Genomic DNA, 23,717 nt, shown 5'->3' with positions numbered 1-23,717 from the left:
TGGATCCGACTTGCGCCCGGAATCAGCGAGCGTCGAGCGCCGCCGCCATCGCCGCACGCGGGGCGGGTCGTCCGGTGAACTGTTCCACCTGGCTGAACGCCTGGTGCAGCAACATCACGAGCCCGCCGACGACCTTCCCGCCCGCGGCAGCGACCGCACCGGCCAGCGGTGTCGGCCACGGGTGATAGATCACGTCGACCAGCCGCGGGGCCCCGGCGAGCACGGACACCAGCGAGCTCGCGCCGTCGGCGGGCACGGTCGAGATCACCACCCCGCTGCTGCGCGCACGCTCGGCGAGCGTGTCGTCGGCGTCAAACCCCAGCACGGAGGTCGTCATGCCGAGCCGCTGCGCCAGTTCGACGACCGGCTCTGCGCGTGCCGCATCCCGAGCGACGATGGCGAGGTCGGTGAATTCCTTCTCGGCGAGCGCCGCAACGGACGGCAACGCGGTGCCGCCGTTCCCGATCAGTGTCGCGGTGGCGTTCACCGCGGCATCGGCGCCGACCTCGGCGAGCGCACCGGTCATTCCGTCGATGTCGGTGCAATCGGCCCGCCACCCGTCCGCGGTGCGCACCAAGGTGTTCGCGGAGCCCACGAGTTCGGCGCGGGCGGTTCGCTCATCGGCGTAGGCCAACGCCGCCAGCTTGGCCGGCATCGTGACCGACAGACCCACGAATTCAGCGGCGAGACCGGAGACCAGATCGGGCAATTGTTCTGCCGTGCAATCGATCCGATCATAGGTCCAGTCGGTCAGACCGAGTGCGCGATACGCTGCCAGATGAAGGTCCGGTGAGCGCGAGTGCCCGACCGGGGAGCCGAGGACGGCGGCGCGTCGTGCGGTGTCACCCACGTCGGTCAGCCGCACCCGGTGCTCAACAGCTTGTTCTCGCATGCTTTCTCACGGTTCTGCTTGTGCTGGTCGAAGGTGGCGGCGAAGAGGGTGGTGCCCTCGCGGTCGATGGTCACGAAGTACAGCCAGTCGCCCTCGGCCGGATGCTCCACCGCCTCGAGCGCACGCTCGCCCACGGCGCCGATCGGAGTGACCGGCAAGCCCTGGATCCGGTAGGTGTTCCAATCGTTGTCGGCCTTGTAGGCGTCGCCGTACACGTCGATGTTGGTGACCGTGGCGGTGTAATTAGCGGTGGAATCCATCTCCAGCCGTTGACCTTTGGCGAGTCTGTTGAGGATGACCCGGGCCACCTTCGCGTAGTCGGTGGGGTTGGCCACCTCCCGTTCGACCAGCGAGGCGGCGACGAGCGTCTCGTACGGGCTGAGCCCGGAGTCGCGTTGCTCGAGCAGCCCCCATTGTTCGAAGCGGGCCGCGCTGGCCACGATCAGATCGTGCAGGATCTGCGTCGCCGAGTGCGTCGGGTCGATCGTCTCCCAGGTTCCCGGAGCGATCAGGCCTTCGATGCGCCGGTGATCGCCCGTCAACTTCTCCACGGTCGGCCGCGCCCAGTCGGGTACACCCAGCGCTTCCGGCGATGAGTCGGCGGCCGCCTTTTCGAGGGCCGGGACGTCGGCCCCGATTCGCTGCCCGTTGACGGTGACGGCGGTCGCGTCGGCGATCATCTGGAAGATGCCCGGTGTCGTCTTGCCGTCGACGCCGTTCTTGTTGTCGAGTTGCAGACCCTCGGGCACCACCATGCGGCCGACCCGGTGCTCGGTGCCGTCGGTCATCATCTCCACCGCGGTGGCCGCGGGGATCTCGGTCCGCAGTTTGTAGAAGCCGCCCGACATCGCCTGGCCGTCGGCCGCGTCGACGAAGGCCAGCGCGCTGCCGACGACGTCGTCGCGCTCGAGAATCCTGCCGAAATCCATGAGGGTCGAATCCTGCGGGATGTCGACGATGACATCGCCGGTTCCCGCGGCGTCGGTGTAGTCCTTGTGGTTCTCGAACACGCCGAGCGAACGGAGACCGACGAATCCGACGCCGGCCACCAGAGCCAGCATGCAGGCCAACACCACGGCGAGCACGATGCGGCGCCGTGTACGCCGTCGCGACGCGGGCCGCTGCTCCCCCGGCACGGTCACCGGCTTGCGTCTCTTCGTGCGACGTCGGCGCGAGGGGCGCTCGTCCACGGTGTCGTCGTCGAGGTCGGCGGCGACGAAGTCATCGTCCACATCGACCACCGGGGCGGTTGCGGTGTCCGCTACCTCGGCCCGCGCCCCGGCACGGGACCTGTGCGGCACGGCACTGCGCAGCGGGTCGGCGTATTCACCGGATCGAAGAGTCAGCGACTGGTCACGGTCATCGACATACTCCTGCGGCGGGGGCGCCGCAGGTATGCGCCGGGGCATGACCCGCTCCGGTCGACTCGGTGGCGACGTGACGTCCGGCGATGGTGCATGCGGTGGGGCCTGGCGCCGGCCGGCCGGCCGGCCGGGCGGTGCCGGCCACGAATCCGTGGACCCGCCGCGGGGCGAGGTGGGTGTCCGCGCCTCGGGCGCGGCGGGCGGCGGGACGGCCGGGTGCGGCCCCGTCGGCGGGCCGTCCGCTCCGGCTTCCCGGCGCCGACGGTGGCGTGTCGACGGTTTGCCGTCGGCGGGCTGCGTGAAGTACCGCAACCGGTCCAGATCCAGCTGTTCGGTCGGCTGATCGGAGATGTCGTGTCGCCGCGGTCGATGGCGTTCGTCGGTCACCGAGCGGTTCCTCCCAGGTTCCCGCGAGATTCGGTCTTGCGACATGCTCGGTTCGCGATCACGAATTGCGCTGTGCTGATTGGCCGTACGCATGCAGAAGTCATCGTCGCGTATCCAGCCACCCCTGCAGGATAGCGACCGCAGCCGCCTGATCAATCACGGCGCGCGAGGATTTCGCTTTCACCCCACTTGCCCGAAGGGCTTGGGTCGCGGTGACCGTGGTCAGCCGCTCGTCGTGATATTCGACACCCACCGGCCGAATCCGTTCGGCGAGTTGCTCACCGAAGTCGCGGGCCAGTACGGCCGCAGCACCGTTCTCGTTCCGCAGGGTCTTGGGCAGACCGACCACCACACCCACGGCCTCGTACTCCTCGACGAGCGCCGCGATGCGTTGGATGTCGCCGTCGCCGCGCGGTGTGCGCGCCACGGTCTCGACAGGTGTCGCCAGAATGCCGTCGGGGTCACACACCGCGACCCCGATCCGTACCGATCCGACATCGACGCCCAATCGACGCCCACGCGTCAGGGTCATCGGTCCCGGACGAGTTCACGAATCCGGGTCATCGCCGCGTCGACACCGGCCGCGTCCGTACCCGAACCCTGTGCGAGATCAGGCTTTCCACCTCCGCGTCCGCCGATCAGCGGCGCGATCTCCTTGACGATGTCACCCGCCTTGATACCGCTCTTCCGGGCGCCCTCGGTGGTCGCAACGACGAAGGGCACCTTGGTCCCGTCTCCGTTGGCGGACGAGGAGAACACCGCGATCACCGCGGCACGGTCGGCGACCCGGCCACGCAGGTCGGTCGCGAGCGAGCGTAGACCGTTGCCGTCGAGTCCGTCCGGCAATCGGCCCCCGACGACGAGGGTGTCGGCCACGATCACGGCGCCGTCGATGAGTCCACCCGCAGCGGCCCGGGCCGATTCCTCACGCAGGCGCTCGATCTCCTTCTCGGCGTCGCGCAGCCGGGTCACCAACTGTTCGACACGGCCCGGGACCTCGTCGGACGGCACCTTGAACGAGGATGCGAGACCGGCCAGCAGCGCACGCTCCTTCGACAGGTAGCGGAAGGAATCCATCCCGACATAGGCCTCGACGCGGCGGACACCGGAACCCACCGACGACTCGCCGATCAGCGTCACGGGACCGATCTGGGCCGAGGACCCGACATGTGTGCCACCGCACAATTCCATCGAGAACGGTCCGCCGATCTCGACGACGCGCACCACGTCGCCGTAGTTCTCACCGAACAACGCGATGGCACCCATCGACTTCGCCTCGGTCAGGCCGGTCTCGAATGTGTTCACCGGATAGTTCGACTCCACCGCCGCATTGCTGATCTCCTCGATCTCGCGGCGTTGGCTCTCCGACAGCGGCTTGCCCGAGTGGAAGTCGAAACGCAGGTAGCCCGGCCGGTTCAACGACCCCGCCTGGGTTGCGGTGGGACCGAGTACCTCACGCAGAGCGGCATGGACCATATGGGTTCCCGAGTGCCCCTGTGTCGCCCCGTGGCGCCAGGTCTGATCGACCGCGGCGATGACTTCGTCGCCCTCGGCGACCTCGCCCTCGTCCACGACCACCTTGTGCAGCCACACCTTCTTGCCCGCCTTCTGCACGTCGGTGACGCGCAGGCGGACGCCGTTGCCGGTGGTGATCGTGCCGATGTCGGCCATCTGACCACCGGATTCGGCATACAGCGGGGTGCGGTCGAGCACCACGACGAGCTCCTGGCCCGCGGTGGCGGCCGGCACCCGGGTGCCGTCGGCGATCAGACCCAACACGCGCGCCTCGGAGACCAACTCGTCGAAGCCGGTGAACGTCGTCGGGCTGTCGTCGATGAACTCGCGGTACGCCGACATATCGGCGTGGCCGGCCTTGCGGGCGGTCGCGTCGGCCTTCGCCCGCTGCTTCTGCTCGGCCATCAACGCGGTGAAGCCCTCCTGGTCGACCGCGAGACCGGCTTCGGCGGCCATCTCGAGCGTGAGATCGATCGGGAAGCCGTATGTGTCGTGCAGGGTGAATGCGTCGTCGCCGCTCAGGGTGGACCGCTGGGCCGCCTTGGTGGAGGCCGCGGCGTCGGCGAACAGCTTCGATCCGGCCGCCAGTGTCTTGCTGAACGAGGCCTCCTCGGCCACGGCCACGTCGATGATGTGATCGCGCTGTTCGGCGAGGTTCGGGTACGACGGCGACATGGTGTCGACGACAAGACTGATGAAATCGTCCATGGTGGGCTGATCCGCGGCCTTGGCGGCGACCCCGCTTGCTTCGCTCCCGGCGGTCAGGAGGCGCACCGACCGGACGACTCGCCGCAGCAGCCGACGCAGTACATAACCGCGACCATCATTGCCCGGCAGCACACCGTCACCGATGAGCAGCGCCGAGGTGCGGGCGTGGTCGGCGATCACGCGGAACCGGACGTCGTCCTCGTGGTTGCCTGCCCCGTAGGCGCGTCCGGTCAGGCGTGCGGCGAGGTCGATGATCGGCTTGAGCAGGTCGGTCTCGTAGACGTTGTCGACGCCCTGCAGGATGCAGGCGACCCGCTCGATGCCCATGCCGGTGTCGATGTTCTTCTTGGGCAGCGGTCCGAGGATCTCGTAGTTGTCCTTGCCCCCGCCGGGTCCGCGGACGTTCTGCATGAACACGAGATTCCAGATCTCGATGTAGCGGTCCTCGTCGGCTTCCGGCCCGCCTTCCTGTCCGTAGGCCGGCCCACGGTCGTAGAAGATCTCCGAACACGGGCCACACGGCCCGGGCACACCCATCGACCAGTAGTTGTCCTTCAGACCACGCCGCTGGATGCGTTCGGCGGGCACCCCGATCTCATCGCGCCAGATCGCCTCGGCCTCGTCGTCGTCGAGGTAGACCGTCGGCCACAGTTTCTCCGGGTCGATGCCGTAGCCGCCCTCGGCGACGCTGTTGGTGAGCAACGTCCACGCGAAGTTGATGGCCTCGCGTTTGAAGTAGTCGCCGAAGGAGAAGTTGCCGGCCATCTGGAAGAACGTGTTGTGCCGGGTCGTGATGCCGACCTCGTCGATGTCGAGGGTGCGCACGCACTTCTGCACGCTCGTCGCGCGGTCGAACGGCGGGGTCTGTTCACCGAGGAAGTAAGGCTTGAACGGCACCATGCCGGCGTTGACGAACAGCAGGTTCGGGTCGTCCAGGATGAGTGAGGCGCTGGGCACCTCGGTATGTCCTGCCTTGATGAAGTGATCCAGGAATCGCTGCCGGATCTCATGCGTCTGCACTGGGTTGTCGTCCTCGGTCGGGGTCAGTCGGTTCGTGTGGTATCGGATGGGTCGCCGGGCGGGCGCGGGCCCGGTCGCGGAGTTGTCCGCAACGCCGACGAACTGCGACATACCAGCCTACCGCCATGCGGCGCGTCACCCCGATGACGGTGGACCGACCACCGACACCAGACGCGGCTTCTCCTGGCTTTCGGTGCCCGGTATGCGGTGTGGACCAGCGCGGAGTGCCTCAACGCCTCCTCGCCACGGCGCGACGCACGATCGAGCGCAACTTTCCCAGCCGCGCACTGATCTCACGTTCGAAGCCGTGATCGGTCGGCTGGTAGTAGTCGACGCCGACCAGGTCATCCGGCGCATACTGCTGCGCCACGACCCCGTCCGGGTCGTCGTGCGGATAGCGGTAGCCGATACCGCTGCCGAGCCCTTTCGCGCCGGCGTAATGGCTGTCGCGCAGATGGGCGGGTACCGCACCGGAGCGGCCGGCCTCGACATCGGCGAGCGCGGCGCCGATCGCCGAGACCACCCCCGCCGACTTGGGGGCGGTGGCGAGGTGGATCGTCGCCTGGGTGAGGGCCAGTTTCGCCTCGGGCATCCCGACGAGGGCGACGACCTGCGCCGCGGCGACCGCGGTCTGCAACGCCATCGGGTCGGCCATGCCGATGTCCTCGCTGGCGTGGATCATCAGGCGCCGGGCGATGAAGCGCGGGTCCTCGCCGGCTGCGATCATCCGCGCCAGGTAGTGCAGTGCGGCGTCGACGTCGGAGCCGCGGATGGACTTGATGAAGGCGCTGGTGACGTCATAGTGCTGATCGCCGGCGCGGTCGTACCGGACGGCGGCCCGGTCGATCGCCGCCTCGACGTCGGCGACGTCGAGGACCCGCCGGAACGTGCCCGAGGTGGGGTCCGCGGCTCGTCCGTCCGCACTCGCATCCCCGTCGTCGGACTGCTCGTCCCGTGTTGCCGCGTCCGCGCTGGCCTCCAGTGCGGTCAGCGCGCGGCGGGCATCGCCCGCGGCAACGGCGACCAGATGATCCAGCGCATCCTCGCTGACCTCGACCTGCCCGTCGAGACCGCGCGGGTCGGTGATGGCCCGACGGAGCACCTCCCGGATGTCGTCACCGGACAGCGAGCGGAGTTGCAGCACCAACGACCGCGACAACAGCGGCGAGACCACCGAGAACGACGGGTTCTCCGTGGTGGCCGCGACCAGCAGGACGATGCGGTTCTCCACCGCGTCCAGCAGGGCGTCCTGCTGGGTCTTGGAGAACCGATGCACCTCGTCGATGAACAGCACTGTCTGTTGACCGTCGATGAGCCGCCGCCGGGCGACGTCGATCACGGCGCGCACTTCCTTGACGCCCGCCGAGAGGGCGGACAACGCCTCGAATCGGCCGCCGGTGGCCTGGGAGATCAGCGATGCCATGGTGGTCTTGCCGGTGCCGGGTGGTCCGTACAGCATCACCGACGCCGCGCCCGACCCGTTGATCAGCCTGCGGAGCGGCGAACCGGTCCCCAGCAGATGCCCCTGCCCCACGATCTCGTCGAGCGATCGGGGGCGCATGCGGACCGCGAGCGGCGCATTCGCGGCGACCGGCCCGGCGAACGGTGTCCCGGCACGCAGGCCTCCGGCACTCTCCGGTGAGCCTGCATTCGGCGGGTCGAAGAGCCCATCCATGGCGGCGGCGTCAGCGCAGCCAGGTGCGCTGCAGCGCGGCCCCGAGCTGCGTGGCGAACTCCGCGATGCCGGACTCCCCGGAACGGACGGCGGCCGTCGCCAGGTCCGTCCATCGCGCCACGACCACGCGGGGGTCGTTGGTGTGCAGCGCCCAGTCGTGGGTGTATCCGGCGGGGCTGACCTGGGGTATCGCCACTGTGACGACCCCGTCGTGCACCGGCAGCATCCAGACGGTGGACAGCCACGTCCACAACAGTCTGGCATTCGTGATCTTGCGCGCACATTCCCGGTCGTGACCGAGGGAGGGCCAGATCGGCGTGACCTCCGACCGCCACGCGTCGACCATCGAGATCTCGAGCTCGGCACGATGGGCGGCGTTGGACGGCGACAGCTGTGCGCCGCAGGTCACCAGTGCGTAGGCGATGTCGAGCGTGGCATCCCGGAAGCCGCCCCATTCGTAGTCCATGAACTGGACGCCGTCATCGTTGATGAGGATGTTCTCCGGGCCGACGTCGGACGGGCTGAACGCGCGGTGGTCACCGGCGGCGACGAGCTCACAGGCCGACTGCATCCGTTCCAACACCTCGGTGGGGAGCTCGACGCCCAATCGGTCCAGGTGCGACGGTGCGTCGCTGACGGCGCGGGCCGCCGACTCGCCGAGGATGTCGGAGCTCTCGAGACCGGACGCATGGCGCCGCAGGATGGCCAGGAAGTCGCCCTCCCCGCCGACCGTGGCGGCGTGCATACGCCCCAGCGCCTGCCCCCAGGCGCTGACCGCGTGCGACGCCTCGACCGCGTCCGTGCCCGACAGCAGCGAGTTCATCGTGCGACCGTGTCCGAGGTCGGTGAGGACGAGCAGACGCACGTCCGGATCGGATGCGATCAACTGGGGACCCGGCCGGGACTCGTTGGGCAACGCGGTGGCGTACTTGTAGGACGCCAACTCACGGTGGAAAGCGCGCGGATCCTCGTCGGCGGGCAGCGCCTTGATCACCAAGGTGCGATCCATCGACAGAGGGTTGGCCATCACCCGCGCCCGCACCACCACGGTGCGGCCGCTGCCACCGAGGTCTTCCGGGTCGGCGAGGGTGACGGAGGAACCGGCTCGATGCGAGAGCACCGACTCGGCCGCGCGCACCACACTGGCAATGCGACTCTCAGTGATAACCGTCATGTCGACAACCAACCTACCCAATCCGAGAACGACGCGTCACTACCCTTCACCCATCTGCAACACAGTTGCCACCGACAAACTGTCACTTCACCAGATCCTGTCTCGCACAACACCGATCGTTCCGCGGAGCGGCGCCTCCGGCGGTGTCATCTGTTCGGAGGACGACCGAGCGGGTGTCCGTGACCTGGGGCCCGCCGATCCGCCATCCGGTCTGTGAGATCAGTCCACGGCCGCCCGGGGTGTGTCCTCCGACCCGCCCGCCGCCTCGACGGCCGCGTCGAGGACATCGATCGGACTGACGTCGACCGCGACGTCGATACGACTCTTCTTCGATTCCGTGTAGATCACCCCGCGCAGCGGCGGAACGTCGTCGTAGTCGCGACCCCAGGCCACCGTGACGTGGCGTTCGTCGACGAGCTTGTCGTTGGTGGGGTCGAACGCCACCCAGTGATCCCCCGGCAACCACACCGCCGCCCACGCGTGGCTGGCGTCGGCGCCGAAGATGCGTTCCCGGCCCGGCGGCGGGTCCGTCGCGAGATACCCGGATTCGTAGCGTGCGGCGAGTCCCACCGACCGCAGACAGGCGATCGCGACGCGGGCGAAGTCCTGGCAGACACCCATCCGCCGCTCGAGGACCGTGTCCACCCGGGTGCTGATGGCGGTCGAGCCGGATTTGTAGGTGAAGTCGCGGAAGATCCTGCTGGTGAGGTCGGTGACCGCCTCGATCGTCGGTCGTCCGGGCGTGAAGACCTGCTGCGCGTAGTCGACCACCGCCGGGGTGATCTCGGGCGGATAGAGGTCGAGGGCGAACTCCGTCACACCCGCACCGGCGTGACCGACCACCGCCGGGCGTGCCAGCTCCCACGGGCCGAGCGCGGCCGGCGACAGCAGGACACCGGCGTCGGGCGGATCGACCTCGACGACGGACGTCCCGGTGACCACGAGTTCGTCGTGATCGGTCCGGACGTGAAAGTAACAATCGGTGTTGCCGTAGACATCCACGCCGGTGGACCAGTCGTCTGGTTCCGGCTCGATGCGGACATCGGCCTCGAGGACGCGCTGACCGGGCAGTTCTCGCGGGATGAGATAGCACCGGCCGTAGGACGACGAGACGACATCGTCGTAGGTGTAGCAGGTGCGGTGCAGCACACGGTATCGCCGGGTGCGGTCGGAACCCGGGGTGGGAACGGGACTGCTCACGGCGCGTCGACACCTCCCCCGCCCCAGATCGGCTGGGCCTGTACCGGCGAGGCGAATCTCGTACGGTCCAGCACCTCGGACAGCTCCCGTGCGCCGGCACCCAGTGCCGTCATCAGTTCGTCGAGCTCGCCACGGCGCCCGTCGGCATCCACGGCGGCGAGATCGTCGGGGTCGGACCGTCGGAGCTCGGCGATCATCTCCTCGACGATCCGCTCCGCGCTTGCCGAACGGAGTGCATCGGGAAGGTCGGCAAGGTCATCGTGCATGCGGGTCAGCTGATAGGTCATCGCGCGCGGGTTGGACTCGTCGAAGAACAACAACTCTCCGACCGCCTCGAGCTGGTAGAGACCCCGGTTTCGTCTGCGGTAGATCACCGACGACTCGTTGGCCACGAGATAGGACTCGAGCAGCGCCTGCTCGACCTCCCGATCACGGTGGTTGGTGAACAGCGCACGGGTCAGATCCGCGAGCGTCACCGCGCGCTCGATCCGACGGCCGATGTCCATGAAACGCCAGCCTGCGTCATGCACCATCGACTCGGCCTGCAGACCGGCGAGCGCCAGCACCCCGTGCAGCACCTCGTCCTGCGCGTGGCCCAGTTCGGAGCCCAGGTCGAGTGCGTCGTCGGGCACTTCGAGGCGACCGTCACGGCCGGCGCGCACATGGGCGCTGAGCTGTTCGATCGCCCGCTCCACCGGCGCGAGAACCATCCAGGTGCTGGTCGACATCTGATCCCGAACCGCGCGCGCCGTCGACACCAGCCGGTCCACCGAGTGCGCGATGGTCCCGGGCACCGCGCGCGCCACGGTGAGATCGGTGAGCTTGATGATGGCCTCGGCGACCCGATCCGGCGCGGTCGGCTGATCATCGTGCTCGGCGGTCAGGTGGGCGGTGTCGAGGTAGGCGGCGGTCCCGGTGACGATCGCCGCGGCGTGCAGCACCTGTGGGACCGCCGCGCTGCCGCTCATCCACGGCCGGTACTGGACCTCCTGGTACCGCTCACGCGCCACCTTCGCCAACCGGGTGGTCGCCTCGGTGCGCTCGCCGTAACGGCCGAACCAGAACAGATCCGCCAGGACGCGCGGACTGGCGGCGGCGGCGACGTCGGAGTACTCGGTGACCCGGGCCGGCCGGCCGGCACCGCGCGAGGTCGGCGCCTCCGACACATCCGCCTTGGTGACAGACTTGCGGGAGACATGTCCGCCGACGTCGGCGCTGGTCACCCAGACGTCCTTGGCGGCCACCGAACGCTGCGCGGACCCGGCGACACCATCGGCGAGCACGGCACCCAATCCGCCGGGCATCACTGCGTAGGTGGGGCCCTGGGCGACGCTGAACGCCCTGATCCCGACCGGAGCGGCGCGCACGAGCCCGCTCCCCGACCCCGCGAACCGCCCGGCGGTCATCGTCGGCGCCACCGAGTAGGGGCGCAACTCTCGAGCGACCCACTGCCATCGTTGCGTCTCGATCCGGGCCGCCAGCTCGGTACGGGAGGCGGCGGTCATCATCGGTCCCAGCAGTTCCTCCCCGGTGCGGAAATTGGTGAGCACGAAGGAGTCAAGGTCGGCGACGATCTTGCCGCGCTGCAGGTTGTCCCCTGCCCACAGCGTCGGCACCGACGGCATCGCGAGCTCCTCGTCGAGCAGCACCGGAGCCAGTTTCGCCAGCACGGTGTGCAGGGCCGGGTTCTCCAGCACTCCGCTGCCCAACGTGTTCACCACGGTGACCGTGCCCCGTGAGATGGCCTCCACGAGTCCGGCGACGCCGAGGCGCGAGTCAGTACGTAGATCGAGCGGATCCGCGAACTCCGCGTCCACACGTCGCAACAGGACGTCGACCCGCTTGAACTTGCCCAGCGAGCGCATGTACACGACACCGTCCCGCACGGTGAGATCGCTGCCCTCGACAAGCGGCAGGCCCAGCACCGACGCCAGGTGGGCCTGGTCGAACGCCGTCTCGGACATGCTCCCGGGACTGAGCACCGCGACGGTCGGGTCGTCGACCCCCGGCGGGGCGTAGTCGAAGAGGGCCAGCCGGATGGTGCCGACGAAGTTCGTCACCGACCGCGGCGCGCAGGCCTGGAAGAGTTGTGGGAACGTCCGGGACAGCAACTTGCGGTCGACGATCGCGAACCCGATCCCCGACGGCGCCTGGGTACGGTCGGCGAACACCTCGAACCTACCGTCGGGAGCGCGTCCGAGGTCGAGCGCGTGCAGGAACAGGGCGTGCGGACCGGGGACCTCGAGCCGCGCGGCCTTGCGGATGTAACCGGGGTGGCCGAAGACCATCTCCGGCGGGATGAGTCCGGACCGGACGGTCTTCTGATCCCGATACAGGTCGCGCATGAGCAGATCGAACAGGGTCGATCGCTGGATGACGGCCTTCTCGACGTCCGACCACTCGACCCCGTCGACGATGAGGGGTACCGGGTCGATCTGCCAGTCACGGGCGACGGTCTGCACCCCGTCGAATTCGTTGTAGACGACGCCCTCGTCGCCCACCGCGGTGGCCAGACGGGCCGCCGCGGCCTGCAGGCGGGCGTCACCACGCAGCGCGTAGCCGTCCACGAGCTCTTTCCACGCGGTGCGGGTGCGTCCGGCGGGATCGACCATCTCGTCGAACGGGGCGGGCGTGGCGCTCAGCGGCGCCGGACGGGCGTCGATCCGGGTCACATCGAACAGCGCGGAACCGTCGGGACGGTATCGATCGAACACCCCGGGCAACGTGTTGCCCGACGAAACAGTCACCGGAGAACTGTACGTGCCCGACGCAGATCGAGGATTGCCGGGACCCCGGAATCGGTCGCGATCCGCGCGTGACGCTCGCGCAGCAGTCCCACGTCGACGACACCGCTGGTGTGCCCGGTTGCCTCGAACCGGCCGTTGCGCCGAGACTCCGCCTCGACGGCATTGACCGGTGGGCGGTCGTAGGCCCGGCCACCGGGGTGCACCACGTGGTAGGTCGCACCGCCCACCGACCGCTCCGACACCGTGTCCACCAGGTCGAACGTCAACGGCGTGTCGACACTGATCGTCGGGTGCAGGGCACTCGGCGGCTGCCATGCGCGGAACCGGATGCCGGCGACCCGCTCTCCGGTACGCCCGGTCGGCCGAAGCGGAATCGGGAAACCGTTGCAGGTGAGCATGAACCGGTCGTCCTCACCGCCGAGGACCCGGACCTGGACGCGCTCGATGGACGAGTCGACGTAACGCGCGGTGCCCATCCCGGTGGACTCCTCCCCGAGGGTGTTCCAGGGCTCGATCGCACCGCGCAACTCGACCTCGTGGTCGCGGATCTGCACCGTCCCCAGCCGGGGGAAGCGGAACTCGGTGAACGGGTCCAGCCATGCCGTGTCGAACGGGTAGCCCGCCTCTCGGAGTTCCTCGGCGACCGCGGCGATGTCGGCGATGATGTAGTGCGGCAACAGGTATTTACCGTGCAGATCCGCGCCGTGCCGGATCAGTCGGCCCCGGTAGGGGTTCTCCCAGAACCACGCCACGAGCGAACGCACGAGCAGCGACTGCACCATCGCCATCCGGTGGTGCGGCGGCATCTCGAAGGCACGCAGCTCCAGCAGACCGAGCCGGCCACGCGGCGAATCCGGGCTGTAGAGCTTGTCGATGCAGAACTCGGCCCGGTGGGTGTTGCCGGTGATGTCGGTGAGCAGATGCCGCAGCGCTCGGTCGGTGACCCACGGGTTCGGCGGCGCATCGATCGCGCTCGCACCGCCCGCCTTCACCGCGAGTCGATCGATCTCGGCGAAGGCGATCTCCAGCTCGTACAACGACGACTCGCGCCCCTCGTCGACACGGGGGGCCTGCGACGTGGTGCCGACGAACCGTCCGGAGAACAGGTATGACAACGCCGGATGCCGTTGCCAGTACGTCAGCATCGAGACCAGCAGGTCGGGGCGTCGCAACATCGGTGAATCCGCCGGGGTGGATCCGCCGAGAGTGATGTGGTTACCGCCGCCGGTGCCGCCGTGGCTGCCGTCGAGGTCGAACGTCTCGGTTCCCAGGCGCGACCGGCGGGCATGGTCATACAGGGACTCGAGCAGCTCGGACTGTTCGGCGAAACTGTCGGTGGGCTGGATGTTGACCTCGATGACACCGGGATCCGGCGTGACGGTCAGCGTGATGAGGCGCCCGTCCGCCGGCGCGCCGTATCCCTCGATCACCACCGGGGTGTCGATGTCGGCCGCCGCGTCCTCGACCATCTCGACGATCGCCAGGTACTCCTCGAGCGACGCGGTGGGCGGCAGGAACACATACAGCACGCCGCCCCGCATCTCGGCGACCACAGCGGACCGCGGCACGAACGCGCTCGGGTCCATCTCCTTGACCGTCCAGCCGAGTGCCTCTGCCGGATCGTCGGGCAGCGGGCCCGGACGGGCCGACGGGTCGACCTCGAACATCGTCGGTGCGGGCCCCCAGGACAGCGAGTTCAACGGCAGCCTGAGGCCGGCGGGCGATGTGCCGGGGGTGAGCACCAGCCGGCCGCGGCGGGTCGTCCAGCGCGCGCTCTGCCAAGCGGTCTCGTCCTCGGACCGGCTCAGCGGCAGCACGTACGCGGTCGGCGCGCTGACCGCTTCGTCGAGCTTCTCCAGCAATGCCCGACGGGCCGGAGTGGAGTCCTCCGGCGGTGTGAGGTCCTCGTCGGCGTCGGCCGCCTCGACCGCGGCCTCGGCGAGTTGGGCGGCGACGTAGGTGCGCAGCGTCGGGTCGTCGCCGGGGTCGCCGGGCGGCAGCGCCGCCAGGTCTCGCATCCGCAGCAGCGGATCCTCGAAGGCCGGCATGACCTGGGCCAGCGGAAGCCTCAGGCGGGTCGCGAATGCGGCGAGCAGTTTCTCAGCCGTCCCCGATGACCCGCGGGTCCCTGGTTTCGGGCCGCTCGACTCGACGTCGATGCTCGCCTGTGCCTCCGCGCGGGTGGACCACGGGTCGGCCAGGAGTTCGGGACGTCGCCAGATGGGCAGTCCGTCGGCACGCCACATCAGCGCGATCTGCCAGCGCGGCAGCGGTTCACCCGGGTACCACTTGCCCTGACTGCGCTGCACCAATCCGGTCGGTGCGTAGGCCTCCTTCAGGCGGGCCGCGAGGTCCGATGCCAACTCCCGCTTGTGCGGGCCGTCGGCGGCCGTTGTCCACTCCGGGTCGGTCTGGTTGTCGATCGAGACGAACGTCGGCTCCCCACCCATGGTGAGCCGGACGTCGTTCTCCTTCATCTTCGCGTCGACGGCGGCGCCCAACTCCTGCACACGCTCCCACTGCGACGGCGTGTACGGCAGCGTCACCCGCGGGTCCTCGTGGAAGCGGGACACGGTGTTGGAGAAGTCCAGCGTGGCGTGGCAGGGCCCGGTCGCGCCGGTGATCGGGGCGGCACCGCCCGGGCTCGGTGTCGCCGCGAGCGGGATGTGGCCCTCGCCCGCGAACAGACCCGACGTCGGGTCCATCCCCACCCAGCCCGCGCCGGGCAGATAGACCTCGGTCCACGCGTGCAGGTCGGTGAAGTCGGCGTCCGGGCCCGACGGTCCGTCGAGCGACTTGATGTCGGAGGTCAGCTGGACCAGGTAGCCGGACACGAAGCGTGCGGCCAGGCCGAGTTCACGCAGGACCGCCACCAGGAGCCAGGCCGAGTCACGACAGGAACCGATCCCGCTGGCCAGCGTGTACTCGGGCGTCTGTACACCCGCCTCGAGGCGGACCGTGTAGCCGACCGCCTTCTGCACCGCCTGATTCAGGGACACCAGGAAATCGATGATCCGCACCTTGCCGCCGGGCTTGTGTTCGGCCGCGAATTCGGCGATCGACGGATGCACCGGCGAACCGGCGAACTCCCCCTCGGTCACCCCCACCGGCCGCAGGAAGATCTCCAGGTCGGTGCTCAGTTCCTCGGGGTAGTCGAAACCGTAGTTCTCCGCCCAGTCCTCGATGAAGAAGTCGAACGGGTTGATCGCCGTCAGGTCGGCCACCAGACTGACCGTGATCGACAGCGACGTGGACGGCTCGGGGAACACCAGACGGGCCATGTAGTTGCTGAACGCGTCCTGCTGCCAGTTCAGGAAGTGTTCCGCCGGTTCGATTTTCAGCGAGTAGGCCTCGATGGGCGTGCGCGAGTGCGGCGCCGGCCGCAGACGTACCACGTGGGGGAAGATCTTTGCCGGGCGATCGAACGCGTAACTCGTACGATGCTCGAGGGCCACCTTGATCGTCATGTCAGAAATCTCATCACAGATACCGATCCGATGCCGGATATGCGGGAGGTATCACGCCCATCCGTTGTGTGATCCGCCGCGCGGGAAGCGCCCCGGGAAAGCGTCCCCGTCAGAACCGCGATCGACATGGTGTTCGCGGCGCTGCTGCGAGGGGCACTTCTCCGGGGTGCATTTCCGGGGTGCATTTCCGGCCGGTCGGAAGCAGGGGCCTCCGGGACCGGTGAGCCGGGACGGTCAGGCGCTGCCGTCGGCACGTTCGGCCGCGTTCTCGGCAGGCTGATGACGCGAGACCGGCTTGGCATCGATGCCCGATTCCTTGCGCTGCTGCGGGGTGATCGCCGCGGGCGCATCGGTGAGCGGGTCGACACCGCCGCCGGACTTCGGGAACGCGATCACCTCACGGATCGAGTTCTCGCCGGCGAGCAGCGCGGTGATGCGGTCCCAGCCGAACGCGATCCCGCCGTGCGGCGGTGCGCCGTAGGCGAAGGCGTCGAGCAGGAAGCCGAACTTCTCCTGCGCCTCCTCGTGGCTGATGCCCATGATCTCGAAGACGCGCTCCTGCACGTCGCGGCGATGGATACGGATCGATCCGCCACCGATCTCGTTTCCGTTGCACACGATGTCGTAGGCGTAGGCCAGCGCCGAACCGGGATCGGACTCCAGCTGGTCGACGGATTCGGGTTTGGGTGCGGTGAACGCGTGATGGACCGCGGTCCACGCGCCGGAGCCGACGGCGACGTCACCGGAGGCGGTCGCCTCGTCGGCCGGTTCGAACAAGGGGGCGTCGACCACCCAGGTGAAAGCCCACTCCCCGTCCTTGATGAGGCCGAGCCGCTCGGCGATCTCACCACGTGCCGCACCCAGCAGCGCCCGCGACGACTTCACCGCACCGGCACCGAAGAACACACAGTCGCCCGGGCTCGCCCCCACATGTGCGACGAGTCCGGCACGCTCGGCATCGGACAGGTTCTTGGCCACGGGGCCGCCGAGTTCGCCGTCCTCACCGACCAACACATAGGCCAGGCCCTTGGCGCCGCGTTGTTTGGCCCACTCCTGCCAGGCGTCGAGCTGTCGACGCGGCTGCGATGCACCACCCGGCATGACGACGGCACCGACGTAGGGCGCCTGGAACACCCGGAACGGGGTGTCGGCGAAGTACTCGGTGCATTCGACGAGCTCGATACCGAAACGGAGATCGGGTTTGTCGGTGCCGAATCGGCGCATCGCGTCGGCATAGGTGATCCGTGGGATGGGCGTGGTGATCTCGACGTCGATCAGCTTCCACAACGCGGCGAGCACCTCTTCGGCCAGCGCGATGACGTCGTCCTGGTCGACGAAGCTCATCTCGAGGTCGAGCTGGGTGAACTCCGGCTGGCGGTCGGCCCGGAAGTCCTCGTCGCGGTAGCAGCGCGCGATCTGGTAGTAACGCTCCATCCCGGCGACCATCAGCAGCTGCTTGAACAGCTGGGGGCTCTGCGGCAGCGCGTAGAACGTGCCGGGCTGCAGTCGAGCGGGCACCAGGAAGTCACGGGCTCCTTCCGGGGTCGACCGGGTCAGGGTCGGCGTCTCGATCTCGACGAAGTCGTGATCGGCGAGCACACTGCGCGCAGCTGCATTCACCTGCGAGCGCAGCCGTAGCGCCCGGGCCGGACCCTCGCGACGCAGGTCGAGGTACCGGTAGTGCAGGCGGGCCTCTTCGCCGGGAGCATCGTCGAGCTGGAACGGCAACGGCGCGGCAGCATTGAGCACCTCAAGTTTCGCGGCGTTGATCTCGATCTCACCGGAGCCCAGGTTCGGGTTCTCGCTGCCCTCGGGCCGCACCTCGACCACCCCGGTGACCGCGACGCAGAACTCGGCGCGCAGCCGGTGCGCCGCCTCGGCGACCGCCTCGTCGCGGAAGACCACCTGGACCAGACCCGAGCTGTCGCGCAGGTCGATGAAGATCACGCCCCCGTGATCACGGCGACGTGCGACCCAACCGGCGACGGTGACGGTCTGCGAGGCGTCGGCGCGGCGAAGCGAACCGGCGAGATGGGTGCGGAGCACTCAGAGTCCTTCCAGAGCTGATACGTGGTGAATCTCGCCAATCCTACTTTCGTGACCACCGACGACCTGCACCCGGCCGTCTCCGACGCCGAGGGGGCACACGGGTTGTGACGCGGGGCACCGCCGCGCGAACCGGGGCAGCCGACAGCGACGACGAATATGCTCGACCGTGCCGACCTCCGGTCACCCGCACCGGTCTGGCGGATGGTGTGTGATCGGCGAGCAAGGAGACCGAGATGACCTTTCAGGGCGGCGGCCCCCTCGACACGGGCAATGTCTCGGGTGGAGGTGGCGGCGGGATGGGCCGCATCGCGCTCGGCGGCGGCGCCGGGCTCATCGTCACCATCGTCGCGCTGTTCTTCGGGATCGATCCCGGCTCGTTGACCGGCGGCTCGACCTACGGCAACGACACCGTGAACAGCCAGGGTGCAGCCGAGCTGAACGACCACATCCGGTCGTGCACCATCGAGAAGGCCAACACCGACGCCATCTGCCGGATCGTCGCGACGACCAACAGCCTCGACGACGTCTGGTCGGATCTCATGCCGCGCTACACGCCCCCGAACACGAAGATCTTCGCCGGATCGGTGAACACCGGATGCGGGCCGGCGACGTCGGCGACCGGACCTTTCTACTGCCCCACCGATCAGACGGCCTACTTCGACCCGTCCTTCTTCGTCCAGCTCGAACAGATGGGTGGCAGCGACGGTCCCCTCGCCCAGGAGTATGTGGTCGCGCACGAATACGGCCATCATGTGCAGAACCTGACCGGCGCCCTCCAGAAGGGCAACCGGATGGGATCTCAGGGTCCGCTGTCCGGTTCGGTGCGCGTCGAGCTGCAGGCCGACTGTCTCGCGGGAGTGTGGGCCTACCACGCGGACAAGGGCCCCGACGCGATGCTCGAACCGTTGACCTCGGATCAGATCGACTCCGTCATCCAGACCGCGAAGGCGATCGGCGACGACACCATCCAGGGTGCGAACTCCAACCCGGAGGGCTGGACCCACGGATCGGCACAGCAGCGCTCCCGCTGGTTCACCATCGGCTACGACTCAGGTGACCCACGCAGGTGCGACACCTTCGCCACCAACGACCTATGACCGGCCCCGACAGGTCGACCCCCCGCGCCGCGACCGCCATCGACCGCATCGCCGACGACTACCTGGCCGAGCAGTCGCGTCTCGACCCGCTGTTCGCCACCGAGATCGGCGTCCCGGGGCACGACCACGAGCTCACCGACTTCTCCCCCGGCGGGTGCGCTGCCCGGGCGGCTGCCGCGCGCGCGGCGGTACATGCGCTCACCGACGCCCCGATTGTCGACGACGTCGACCGTGTGACGGTCGCGACCATGTCGGCGTCGCTGCGTCGGGAGATCGCCCTGGCCGAGGCTGGGGAGCGTGTCGGTGACTGCAACGTGATCGCCTCGCCGCTGCAGGCCGTCCGCGACATCTTCGACCTGATGCCGTCGGACACACCGGAGTCGCGGGAGATGTTCCTCGCTCGATTACGGGCGGTGCCCGAGTGCGTCGACACGATCATCGCCGGCCTCCGGCACCGTGTCGTGCACGGGCCGGCGATCGCTCGGCGACAGGTGGAACTCGCCGCGACCCAGGCGGACGATGCGGCCGATGCGATCGCCACCAACACCGGCCCGCTCACCGCCGCCGAGGCGTCGGCGCGGCAGCTGGAGACAACACTCGGCGACGTCGGCGTGGCGTTCGCGGCCCTGGCGGCCGTGCTGCGCACCGAGGTCGCACCGGTCGCGACGTCGACAGACGGGGTGGGACGCGAGCGGTACCTGCGCCACCTGCCGGCCCATCTCGGAGCCGATGTCGACCCTGACGACGCGTATGCGTGGGGTTTGGATCGGTTGTCGTCGATCGCGGCCGAGCAGGCTGCGATCGTCGCCGACCTCCTTCCCGGCGCATCGGTCCCCGATGCGATGGCGCATCTGGATACGTTGCCGCGCTACGCGATCGCCGATCGCCATGCGTTTGTCGCGTGGATGCAGGAGTTGTCCGACCGGGCAGTCGACGGATTGGCCGGGACCCACTTCGACATCCCGCCGCGGCTGACCCGACTCGAATGCCGACTGGCACCGTCTTCGACCGGGATCATCTACTACACGCAGCCGAGCGCGGACCTGTCCCGGCCCGGACGGATGTGGTGGTCGGTTCCGCCGGAACAGACGGTCTTCCACACCTGGCAGGAGACCACGACGGTGTTCCACGAAGGTGTGCCCGGACATCACCTGCAATTGGGTTCGGCGATCGTCGCCGAGGATCTCAACTCGTGGCGCAAGCTCGCGTCCTTCACGTCCGGACACGGTGAGGGTTGGGCGCTGTATGCCGAACGGCTCATGGGTGAACTCGGTTGGCTCGACGATCCCGGGGATCGAATGGGCATGCTCGACTCGCAGCGCCTACGCGCCGCGCGGGTCGTCGTCGACATCGGCGTGCACTGTGGGCTGCCCGCGCCTGCCGCGCTCGGCGGGGGAACGTGGGATGCCGACAAGGCGTGGCAGTTCCTCACCGACTCCGTCGCGATGGATCGCGCGGTGCTGCGGTTCGAGCTCAATCGCTATCTCGGGTGGCCCGGGCAGGCCCCGTCCTATGCGCTCGGTCAACGGGTCTGGGAGAACACGCGGAACGCCGCACTCGCCACCCATCCCGGTTGGACCTTGAAGGACTTCCACACCCGAGCCCTTGCGCTGGGCGGGGTGTCCCTCGACGTACTGGCCGCCGAACTCACGCGGCCCTGATTCGGACGCCGGCCGCCACACCGCCCGGGCTCGAGATGCGGCGGCTCGCTGGAGGTCACGATCTACCGTGGGAGGGACTGAAACGGAGATCCGATGACCAACGCAACCCGCCTGGCCGTTCGCAGCGTCGAGGAGGCCTATGACGCGGCGTGGCAACGGGCGGACCTCGACGGCATCATCGCGTGCCTGGCCCCGGACGCGGTGCTCGTGAGTCCGCGGGGCGAGGTGGCTCGCGGGCACCAGGCGATCCGCGAGGTGCTGGGTCTGCTGCTCGCCGGCGAGGCACAGGGGTCACGCCACGAGAGCACCGTCGAACGCATAGAACTGGTCACCGACGACGTCGCGGTCGTCGACGGCCGGGCGCGGGTCACCGGGGTCGCTGCTTCCCTCGGCGGTCCGGGCTCGGCAGTCGAGCACGGTTTCACCGACGTGCTGGTGAGGCGCGAGGGCCGCTGGGTCATCTCACAGGTACGCGCCTACGGTCTGCAACCGCACAGCCCATAGGCTCACCCCAGCAGCCGTCGAGCCTCCTCGACCACGGCGTCCAACGCGATCCGATGTTGCTCACCGTTCGAGAGATCCTTGACCTCGATCATCCGCTCGGCCAGCTCCCGGTCGCCGAGCACGAGTGCCAGACGCGCACCCGAGCGATCCGCCGCCTTCATCGCCCCCTTGAGACCGCGGTCGCCGTAGGCGAGGTCGACGCTGATGCCCGCGGCACGCAATTGACCGGCGACGCCGACCAATTCGGCCTTGGCATCGGCCCCCATCGGGACGCCGAACACCTGGCATCGGGCGACGTCGGCGTGCGCGACACCTTCGGCCTCCATCGCCAGCATCGTGCGGTCGACGCCGAGCCCGAACCCGATACCGGACAGATCCTGTTTGGCACCGAGCACCCGCATCAGCCCGTCGTAGCGTCCACCGCCGCCGATCCCGGACTGGGCACCGAGACCGTCGTGGACGAACTCGAATGTCGTCTTCGTGTAGTAGTCCAGACCACGCACCAGCCGTGTGTTGATCTCATAGGGCACGCCGAGCCGTTTCAGATTGGTCAGAACCGTGTCGAAATGGGCGCGGGCGTCATCGGAGAGATAGTCGATCATCAGCGGCGCGTTCGCGGTGGCCGCCTTGATCTCCGGCCGCTTGTCGTCGAGCACGCGCAGCGGATTGATCTGGGCGCGATGTCGCGTCGCCTCATCGAGATCGAGTCCGAACAGGAACTCCTGCAACGCCTCTCGGTACGGGCCACGACTGGCTTCGTCGCCGAGCGAGGTGATCTCCAATCGGTAGCCGCTCAATCCGAGCCGCCGGTATCCCTCGTCGGCCACCGCGATGACCTCGGCGTCGAGCGCGGGATCATCGATCCCGATCGCCTCCACGCCCACCTGCTGCAGCTGACGGTACCGACCCGCCTGCGGCTTCTCGTAGCGGAAAAACGGTCCGGCATAGCAGAGTTTGATCGGCAACGCTCCACGGTCGAGGCCGTGCTGAATGACGGCGCGCACCACGCCGGCCGTGCCCTCGGGGCGCAGCGTGACCGACCGGTCACCGCGGTCGGCGAACGTGTACATCTCCTTGCTGACCACATCGGTCGATTCGCCGACGCCCCGTGCGAACAGCGCGGTGTCCTCGAATATCGGAAGCTCGATGTGGCCGTAGCCGGCCAGACGCGCGGCGTCGGTCAACGTGTCCCGGACGCGCCGGAAGTCCGCCGACGACGGCGGGAAGTAGTCGGGGATGCCCCGCGGCGCGGAGAAGTCCTTGGATCGGGCCCCGTCGAGGTTGCCGCTCACAGTCCGTAACGTCCCTTCTTCGGTGTGGAGCCCGTCGGGCCGAGGTCTGTGAGGAAGGGATTGCCGGCCCGTTCGGCTCCGATCGATGTCTGCGGACCGTGACCGGGCAGGACCTGGGTGTGGTCCGGCAGCGGCAGCAACTTGGCGGCGATGGAGTCGAGCAATTGCTGATGGCTGCCACCGGGCAGGTCGGTGCGGCCGATGGATCCGGCGAAGAGCACGTCGCCGGAGAAGCAGACCGGAACCACGTCGGGCGCCCCGTCGGCCTTGTCCTGCGGGTCTGCGTCGACCGGGACCTCGATTCCGAGCAGCACCGAGCCCTGCGTGTGGCCGGGCGCCAGATCGACCGAGATCCGGATACCCGCCAGGTCGACGTCCTCGCCGTCGACGAAGTCGATCACCTTCTCGGGCTCCCGGAACTCGAGCGACCCGATCATTCCTCCCAGCGCACGACCGAGACCCATGCCCGGATCGGCCAGCATCGGCCGGTCGTCGGGGTGGATGTAGGCGGGTATGGAGAACTCGTCACACAGTTCGGCGGCATTCCAGGTGTGATCGAGGTGCCCGTGGGTGAGCAGCACGGCCACCGGTGTCAGGTCATGTTCGGTCAGGAGTTCGCGCACCCGCACGGCGGCGTCCTGTCCCGGGTCGATGATGACCGCCTCGGCACCCGCTTCGGAGGCGAGGAGATAGCAGTTGGTCTGGAACATCCCGGCCGGGAATCCGGTGATCAGCATCTGTCCATTGTGACAAAGGCGGGCGACGGCTCCACTCGCGCCCGTCCGCGGCGTTGCCCGACCGTGCTCGACCCACGCACACTCCCCGGCAATCCCACTCTCAGGTTCAGCTGGCACACTGGCCACTCGATGTAGCATCAGCGCCGATTCACGTGTCGCGATGGCACGTCCGGCGTGCCATCCCCCGGGGGGGGAATCCACGGCACACGAGTTCAGGAGGGTCCAACC

The 23,717-nt window shown here is 68.6% G+C and carries 15 protein-coding genes; 3 read left to right on the top strand and 12 right to left on the bottom strand.

The window, feature by feature from the left end; genetic code table 11:
• Positions 1 to 22: 22 nt before the first annotated feature.
• The 10 genes from ACVT6V_RS17675 to aspS all read right to left on the bottom strand — a co-directional run bounded on the left by ACVT6V_RS17675 (position 23) and on the right by aspS (position 18,195).
• Positions 23 to 892: a shikimate dehydrogenase gene (locus ACVT6V_RS17675; RefSeq protein ID WP_489895008.1), complete on the bottom strand. Its 870-nt coding sequence runs from the start codon at positions 890 to 892 to the stop codon at positions 23 to 25.
• Positions 856 to 2,643, bottom strand: coding sequence for an endolytic transglycosylase MltG (gene mltG / locus ACVT6V_RS17670; RefSeq protein ID WP_489895006.1), 1,788 nt, complete (start codon positions 2,641 to 2,643; stop codon positions 856 to 858). Before mltG ends, ACVT6V_RS17675 begins: the two co-directional genes overlap by 37 nt.
• A gap of 100 nt (positions 2,644 to 2,743) precedes the next feature.
• The gene (gene ruvX, locus ACVT6V_RS17665) at positions 2,744 to 3,175 is read right to left on the bottom strand and encodes a Holliday junction resolvase RuvX (protein ID WP_489895004.1); all 432 of its coding nucleotides are present in this window, start codon (positions 3,173 to 3,175) and stop codon (positions 2,744 to 2,746) included.
• The gene (gene alaS / locus ACVT6V_RS17660) at positions 3,172 to 5,886 is read right to left on the bottom strand and encodes an alanine--tRNA ligase (RefSeq protein WP_489900861.1); all 2,715 of its coding nucleotides are present in this window, start codon (positions 5,884 to 5,886) and stop codon (positions 3,172 to 3,174) included. Before alaS ends, ruvX begins: the two co-directional genes overlap by 4 nt.
• Positions 5,887 to 6,115: 229 nt before the next feature.
• A complete protein-coding gene (locus tag ACVT6V_RS17655; protein WP_489895002.1) occupies positions 6,116 to 7,561 on the bottom strand; it encodes a replication-associated recombination protein A in 1,446 nt (481 codons plus the stop codon).
• A gap of 10 nt (positions 7,562 to 7,571) precedes the next feature.
• Positions 7,572 to 8,735, bottom strand: coding sequence for a phosphotransferase family protein (locus tag ACVT6V_RS17650; RefSeq protein ID WP_489895000.1), 1,164 nt, complete (start codon positions 8,733 to 8,735; stop codon positions 7,572 to 7,574).
• A 219-nt stretch (positions 8,736 to 8,954) separates the two neighbouring features.
• Positions 8,955 to 9,935: a transglutaminase family protein gene (locus ACVT6V_RS17645; RefSeq protein ID WP_489894998.1), complete on the bottom strand. Its 981-nt coding sequence runs from the start codon at positions 9,933 to 9,935 to the stop codon at positions 8,955 to 8,957.
• Positions 9,932 to 12,649, bottom strand: coding sequence for a circularly permuted type 2 ATP-grasp protein (locus ACVT6V_RS17640; RefSeq protein ID WP_489900860.1), 2,718 nt, complete (start codon positions 12,647 to 12,649; stop codon positions 9,932 to 9,934). Before ACVT6V_RS17640 ends, ACVT6V_RS17645 begins: the two co-directional genes overlap by 4 nt.
• Positions 12,650 to 12,678: 29 nt before the next feature.
• Positions 12,679 to 16,149 (bottom strand): transglutaminase family protein, encoded by a 3,471-nt coding sequence (locus ACVT6V_RS17635; protein ID WP_489894996.1) that lies wholly within the window; start codon positions 16,147 to 16,149, stop codon positions 12,679 to 12,681.
• A 234-nt stretch (positions 16,150 to 16,383) separates the two neighbouring features.
• On the bottom strand, positions 16,384 to 18,195 hold the full coding sequence (aspS, locus tag ACVT6V_RS17630) for an aspartate--tRNA ligase (protein ID WP_489894994.1): 1,812 nt from the start codon (positions 18,193 to 18,195) through the stop codon (positions 16,384 to 16,386).
• A 236-nt stretch (positions 18,196 to 18,431) separates the two neighbouring features.
• Between aspS and ypfJ the strand changes: the two genes are divergently transcribed.
• The 3 genes from ypfJ (at position 18,432) to ACVT6V_RS17615 (ending at position 21,460) form a co-directional block, all read left to right on the top strand.
• Positions 18,432 to 19,295: a KPN_02809 family neutral zinc metallopeptidase gene (gene ypfJ, locus ACVT6V_RS17625; RefSeq protein WP_489894992.1), complete on the top strand. Its 864-nt coding sequence runs from the start codon at positions 18,432 to 18,434 to the stop codon at positions 19,293 to 19,295.
• On the top strand, positions 19,292 to 20,956 hold the full coding sequence (locus ACVT6V_RS17620; protein ID WP_489894990.1) for a DUF885 domain-containing protein: 1,665 nt from the start codon (positions 19,292 to 19,294) through the stop codon (positions 20,954 to 20,956). The genes ypfJ and ACVT6V_RS17620 overlap by 4 nt, the downstream gene beginning before the upstream one ends.
• 93 nt (positions 20,957 to 21,049) lie before the next feature.
• Positions 21,050 to 21,460, top strand: coding sequence for a YybH family protein (locus ACVT6V_RS17615; protein ID WP_489894988.1), 411 nt, complete (start codon positions 21,050 to 21,052; stop codon positions 21,458 to 21,460).
• 2 nt (positions 21,461 to 21,462) lie between these two features.
• Here ACVT6V_RS17615 and hisS read toward each other — a convergent pair whose 3' ends face one another.
• Positions 21,463 to 22,752 (bottom strand): histidine--tRNA ligase, encoded by a 1,290-nt coding sequence (hisS, locus tag ACVT6V_RS17610; protein ID WP_489894986.1) that lies wholly within the window; start codon positions 22,750 to 22,752, stop codon positions 21,463 to 21,465.
• The gene (locus tag ACVT6V_RS17605) at positions 22,749 to 23,489 is read right to left on the bottom strand and encodes an MBL fold metallo-hydrolase (RefSeq protein WP_489894984.1); all 741 of its coding nucleotides are present in this window, start codon (positions 23,487 to 23,489) and stop codon (positions 22,749 to 22,751) included. The genes hisS and ACVT6V_RS17605 overlap by 4 nt, the downstream gene beginning before the upstream one ends.
• Positions 23,490 to 23,717 lie beyond the last annotated feature (228 nt).

This window comes from Gordonia sp. LMA167 (assembly GCF_058130025.1).
Note: the sequence above shows the minus strand (reverse complement) of the source record. Positions and strands in the feature narration are given on the sequence as shown.

What these genes read in the sequence shown, in the direction of transcription:
- ACVT6V_RS17675 (WP_489895008.1), bottom strand. Translation starts at nt 892, where the DNA reads ATGCGAGAACAAGCTGTTGAGCACCGGGTGCGGCTGACCGACGTGGGT.
- ruvX (WP_489895004.1), bottom strand. Translation starts at nt 3,175, where the DNA reads ATGACCCTGACGCGTGGGCGTCGATTGGGCGTCGATGTCGGATCGGTA.
- ACVT6V_RS17655 (WP_489895002.1), bottom strand. Translation starts at nt 7,561, where the DNA reads ATGGATGGGCTCTTCGACCCGCCGAATGCAGGCTCACCGGAGAGTGCC.
- ACVT6V_RS17650 (WP_489895000.1), bottom strand. Translation starts at nt 8,735, where the DNA reads ATGACGGTTATCACTGAGAGTCGCATTGCCAGTGTGGTGCGCGCGGCC.
- ACVT6V_RS17635 (WP_489894996.1), bottom strand. Translation starts at nt 16,149, where the DNA reads ATGACGATCAAGGTGGCCCTCGAGCATCGTACGAGTTACGCGTTCGAT.
- ypfJ (WP_489894992.1), top strand. Translation starts at nt 18,432, where the DNA reads ATGACCTTTCAGGGCGGCGGCCCCCTCGACACGGGCAATGTCTCGGGT.
- ACVT6V_RS17620 (WP_489894990.1), top strand. Translation starts at nt 19,292, where the DNA reads ATGACCGGCCCCGACAGGTCGACCCCCCGCGCCGCGACCGCCATCGAC.
- ACVT6V_RS17615 (WP_489894988.1), top strand. Translation starts at nt 21,050, where the DNA reads ATGACCAACGCAACCCGCCTGGCCGTTCGCAGCGTCGAGGAGGCCTAT.
- ACVT6V_RS17605 (WP_489894984.1), bottom strand. Translation starts at nt 23,489, where the DNA reads ATGCTGATCACCGGATTCCCGGCCGGGATGTTCCAGACCAACTGCTAT.